The organism is Halomonas sp. 3D7M (assembly GCF_014897885.1).
Classification (GTDB): domain Bacteria; phylum Pseudomonadota; class Gammaproteobacteria; order Pseudomonadales; family Halomonadaceae; genus Vreelandella.
On record NZ_JABUZF010000133.1, the window covers coordinates 1 to 4,643 of the forward strand.

The 4,643-nt window shown below is 49.9% G+C and carries 7 protein-coding genes; 2 read left to right on the plus strand and 5 right to left on the minus strand.

Going from position 1 to position 4,643, the window contains the following annotated elements; genetic code table 11:
* Positions 1-230: 230 nt before the first annotated feature.
* Positions 231-1,151 (plus strand): LysR family transcriptional regulator, encoded by a 921-nt coding sequence (locus INT22_RS06300; protein WP_193059455.1) that lies wholly within the window; start codon positions 231-233, stop codon positions 1,149-1,151.
* 91 nt (positions 1,152-1,242) lie between these two features.
* Here INT22_RS06300 and INT22_RS06305 read toward each other — a convergent pair whose 3' ends face one another.
* Positions 1,243-2,091: a LysR family transcriptional regulator gene (locus tag INT22_RS06305; RefSeq protein ID WP_193059454.1), complete on the minus strand. Its 849-nt coding sequence runs from the start codon at positions 2,089-2,091 to the stop codon at positions 1,243-1,245.
* A gap of 140 nt (positions 2,092-2,231) precedes the next feature.
* Here INT22_RS06305 and INT22_RS06310 point away from each other — a divergent pair, with 140 nt between their 5' ends.
* Positions 2,232-2,900, plus strand: coding sequence for an FMN-dependent NADH-azoreductase (locus INT22_RS06310; RefSeq protein ID WP_193060490.1), 669 nt, complete (start codon positions 2,232-2,234; stop codon positions 2,898-2,900).
* A 58-nt stretch (positions 2,901-2,958) separates the two neighbouring features.
* Here the strand turns inward: INT22_RS06310 and INT22_RS06315 are convergent, their stop codons facing one another.
* The 4 genes from INT22_RS06315 to INT22_RS06330 all read right to left on the minus strand — a co-directional run.
* Positions 2,959-3,294 carry a TfoX/Sxy family protein gene (locus tag INT22_RS06315; protein WP_193060491.1) on the minus strand — a complete coding sequence of 112 codons (336 nt, stop codon included), beginning with the start codon at positions 3,292-3,294 and terminating at the stop codon, positions 2,959-2,961.
* A 161-nt stretch (positions 3,295-3,455) separates the two neighbouring features.
* A complete protein-coding gene (locus INT22_RS06320; RefSeq protein ID WP_193060492.1) occupies positions 3,456-4,055 on the minus strand; it encodes a GNAT family N-acetyltransferase in 600 nt (199 codons plus the stop codon).
* Between the two features lie 170 nt (positions 4,056-4,225).
* A complete protein-coding gene (locus tag INT22_RS22065; protein ID WP_226912450.1) occupies positions 4,226-4,441 on the minus strand; it encodes a GNAT family N-acetyltransferase in 216 nt (71 codons plus the stop codon).
* Positions 4,384-4,643: hypothetical protein (locus tag INT22_RS06330; RefSeq protein WP_226912452.1), on the minus strand; the 260-nt coding region annotated here is incomplete at its 5' end. The genes INT22_RS06330 and INT22_RS22065, both read right to left, overlap by 58 nt.

The following is a 4,643-nucleotide window of genomic DNA, read 5'->3' on the forward strand; positions in this document are numbered from 1 at the left end:
AACGTCGCGGAATGGACGCTTACTCTGCCACAGCTTCCGCCATTGTTTCGATATGGCCATAACTCGAATAGTAAAGGACAAGTACGTTACTCATGTGTAGGTCTCCTAAGGTGTCTCACAATGAGGAGGATGCAGTCATGCTCCATCCGCACTCCTCAGGCAAAACTACACTCGTCAATTAACTAAAAAAAATGACAATATTTAGTCTTTAACTATCTACTTAATCGATCATGTTAGATGCCCTGACACTTGACCAAATGCGTGTGCTCATTGCCGTTAGCGAAGCAGGAAGCTTTAGCGGTGGTGCGGAGCGCCTAGGGCGAGCACAATCAGCGGTCAGCTATGCCATTGGCAATCTCGAGGCGCAGTTGGGCGTTACTCTTTTTGACCGCTCGGGCTACCGGCCTGTTTTGACGCCCGAGGGGAGAATGCTGCTGGCGGACGCACGCGCCATTCTTCTTAAAGTTGACACACTGCGTGCTCGTGCACGGGGCTTTGGAGAGGGTGTAGAACTAGGACTGGATATCGCGCTCGATCCACAATTTCCGCTAACTGTTGCCTCGCGGGCCTTAAAAGAGTTACAGGACGCCTACCCTCTTGTATCGGTACGCGTGCTGTCTGCCCCCCTGGGTGAGGCCATTCAGCTACTTCAGCAACATCGCTGTACCCTTGCCATCAGCGGAATTGACATACCCGATCCTCGGATCGAGCGAGAAGCTATTGTGTTTGTCCCACGTGCTGCTGTGGTATCCACAAGCCATCCGTTAGCCAATCGCACAGCGAGCGGGGAGACCATTACGGCAGCCGAACTCGCTGACTATGTTCAAATCGTTACCGAAGACCCATCCACTCTCACTCGCGGTCGCGAATACGATGTACTGTCACCGGGTACGTGGCGGGTGGGCGATAATTCAACAAAACATGCGCTAATCTGTGCAGGGATTGGCTGGGGCAATCTGCCGCTATGGCTGATCGAGCGTGATCTACTGGAAGGACGACTCGTCCGCATACCGGCGGCCGAGTTCGGCTCCGAGGGCGAAACCGTTGTTCGGATGTGGCTGATGCATCGTACAGACGAGCATCTCGGGCCAGCTGCCAAAACGTTAAAGGAGGCCCTAATTCGTCAGGCAGTGACGTTAGGTACGGAGTAGAAAGCGGCGATTAATCCGCAACTCAAGCGTGGACACTATGATCCAACCAGGAACGTTATCTGCCCGATGTTGGGAAAAGAGCAGTGCAAACCTATTTGATCTGAGACTTAAGCCAATCGATAAAAGCCTGCATTTTGGCACTATGCTGCCAGCTTTCGGTCGGGATGTAGTAACACAGCAGAGAATCGACGCTTTGATACGAAATGGGCTGCAATGCGTTGGCTTTCACAAAGTCAGAAACCAGTGTCTCTGAACAAAACACCAGTCCTTTCCCAGCAAGAGCTTCATACACACCATAAAGCTCCTGATCAAAATACCTTATTTCAAAATTTGGCAGTGACGCTCCACTTTCAATTAGCCAGTTTTTCCAAGGCGAGTCCGGCAGTTTCTTGTTCTTCCATTTAGTCAGATAGACCGTTGCTGGCTTATCCACTGTGATGGAGCGGATAAAAGGACAGCTCCCATATAGGTTAAAACGCTCTTTCTTTAATAAACTTGATTCATCAACCCGGGTTACGTCCCCCAAACGGATAGAGAGGGTATTCACTTTTGATGCCACGACTTCGCCCGTTGATATTTCAACATCAATATTTTGGTAAATTTTATTAAAGTCATGTAGCAACGGAATTAGCACCAGGGCGGCAAAGGATGAGGTGGTATCAACATTCAGTCGCGAGGCATCTGACTTTATATTATCTAGCGCAGTCTGAATTTTCTGCAAACCGGCGGTTGTCGCCTCAGAGAGCTGGTGCCCTTCTGACGTTAAAGTCACGCCCCGGTTGATTCGGGTAAACAGCCGCACTCCCAACCTATTCTCAAGGTTGCTGATATGATGCGACACATTCGCCGACGTTATCGACAGCTCCTCGGCAGCATCTTTAAAGCTCCCCAGCCGAGCGGCTGCTTCAAACACCTTAATCGCCTGTAGTGAAGCATTCACCGCTAGCCTCCTATTTTTGGTCTCAACCCGGCTTCTCAATAGATAAGTTTTTCTCACCTATCGATCCAGTTTATTCATTTGTCGCAGTATTGGCAAAAGGGCAGCATAGCCACTCCACACCGCTATCTGCTGAGGCCATCATGCGCACATTACTTCATATAGACGCTAGCGTACGTAAAGCGACAAACCCAAACCCTGACCACAACTCAATATCAAAACGTATTGCTATGCAGTTTGTTGATAAATGGAAATCTGCTAACAGTGCAGATAATTACATTTATCGTGACATTGGCTTGAACCCACCTGCTTTTATTGACCAAGACTGGATAGGTGCCGTTTTCACACCCGATGAGCGGAAAAGCTCTGAGCAACGTAAAAAACTAGCGTTATCCGATCAGCTATTTAGCGAGTTAGCACAAGCGGATGTCATCTTAATATCTTCACCTATGTACAACTACGGCATGCCTGCCCCTCTTAAAGCGTGGTTCGACCAGGTAATGCGTATAAATAAAACATTTAGCTTTGATTTGGCTCGTGGCGACCATCCTATAGAGCCACTTTTGTCTGGGAAGACTCTTATTTTAGTCTCTTCATGCGGAGAGTTTGGCTTTGGGCCAGGAGGTGAACGTGAGCATATGAATCATCTCGGGCCGCATATTAAAACACTGGGCAGATACTTGGGCGTCGAGTCATTTCATGAAATAACGTCAGAGTACCAAGAATTTGGAGATGAAAGGCATCAGAGATCAGTTGCTAATGCGCTTAAAAATGCCGGATTGCTAGCAGTGGATTTGGCTAGCAACGCATAAATCTTTGCTTTGAGTAGCCGCCGGGCAGTCTAAAATGACTGCCCTCGTTAGCTCTGCGTCAACGAGCTTTTTGCCGCAACGCCGCTTTATAAGCACGGTCAGCCCACTCTTTAGCATGTTCAGGATCTTCAAATATCTCCTCGGGGGCAGCATAGTAAGTCATTTTCACCCTTTTGCCGCTCTTCTCATATTCAAACTGCTCCATTCCCAGCTCGATAAAAGAGCCTACCGAACGTTCGTCGACTTTAAGGTAAAGAACATCATCGGCGACTAGCGCAAACATAAGACCATCGCGATAAACGCCATATCCGCCAAACATGCGCTTAGTTTGGATTTCACCAAACAGTGCGAATACGTCGCTAAGGTTTGCGATAAATTCGCTGGTAGCTTTCATTAACCTACCCCTCGGTTTCAGCCGCATCGCGTAGCGGCGTTGATAAAGTTGCGAGGCTTGGCACTAAAGGGCATCCGGACATAGCAATCGATGCTGCTTAGCCTAGTTGTAGCGTCAGGTTAACCTTAGAAGCGATTCATTCCAGTCTCTCACCATAAACCTCACTGTGCGCAGGATCGGCTTATCAGATAGTTGAGATGTGAGCACACCTCTGGCCACTCGCCCCTGCTCAGGCTATACATCACTGTATCGCGAATGGTCCCATCGCGGCGCAGCGCATGGCCACGGATTACGCCATCTTTCTTTGCGCCTAGGCGCTCGATCGCACGTTGGCTGGCGAAGTTGAAGTTGTCGGTACGCCAGCCGACCACGTTACAGCCCAGTGTGTCGAAAGCGTGAGTCAATAGCAGTAGCTTGCAGGTGGTGTTGACATGCGTGCGCTGAACCCGTTTGGCGTACCATGTGTAGCCAATTTCAACGCGTTTTACGTTGGGCAGAATATCATGGTAACTCGTGGTGCCAAGCACCATACCACTCGCCTCTTCAATCACGGCGAAAGCAAAGCGATGGCCTTCCTCGCGGCTTTTTAAGGCGGCATTAATATAGTTGCGTGTCTCATCGGGCGTTGGCACCGAGGTAATACGCAGATTCCACAACTCGCCATCCGCAGCGGCGGCGCGCAAACCGGCTTCGTGATTGAGTGAAAGCGGCTCGAGCGTTACGCCATGCGCAGTAAGGGTGATAGGTGTGATAAAGGCCATGTGTATACTCAACTATCTTCTTGGAAGGTGGGGCAAACGCTTAACCAGACTGAGCCGTCTTAATATCGGCATTCAGCCAAATAACCATAATTCGCTAACGTCTCAATAGTATGCACTAGGCACTATAACTGCCACTGGCCCTGCCCCTTTCTACAGCCTCAACGCCTGAGTTAGAGCGCTTTCTCATAGATGGATACGTTATCCCCTCCGTAAAGCACGGTTTCGATATACGACCAGCCACTTCGCTCCAGAAGGCTGTTTGCTGTGCTTGTGCCGGAGTAGATTTTTTTGTACCCCAGCTTGCGTGCGATGCTTTCAAGCTCAACAGTCAATGTTGCGCCAATTCCACGACGCCGGTACTGAGGGAGTACCATGCCGCCACCCATCCAGCCTTCAATACCGCGATACCAAGCGCAGAACCATCCTGCATCGCAACGACCCCAATAGGAAGTTTATTGTGATTGGAATATGCCAGCAGGTCTTCTTCAGCGTTTCCCCTGCCGCGCGCACCGTAATACTCCGGCCATCCGCACTCAAACATTTCTCGAAGTGCTGGCAGTAGTTCAGGATGATTGGCTAGCAGAGCCA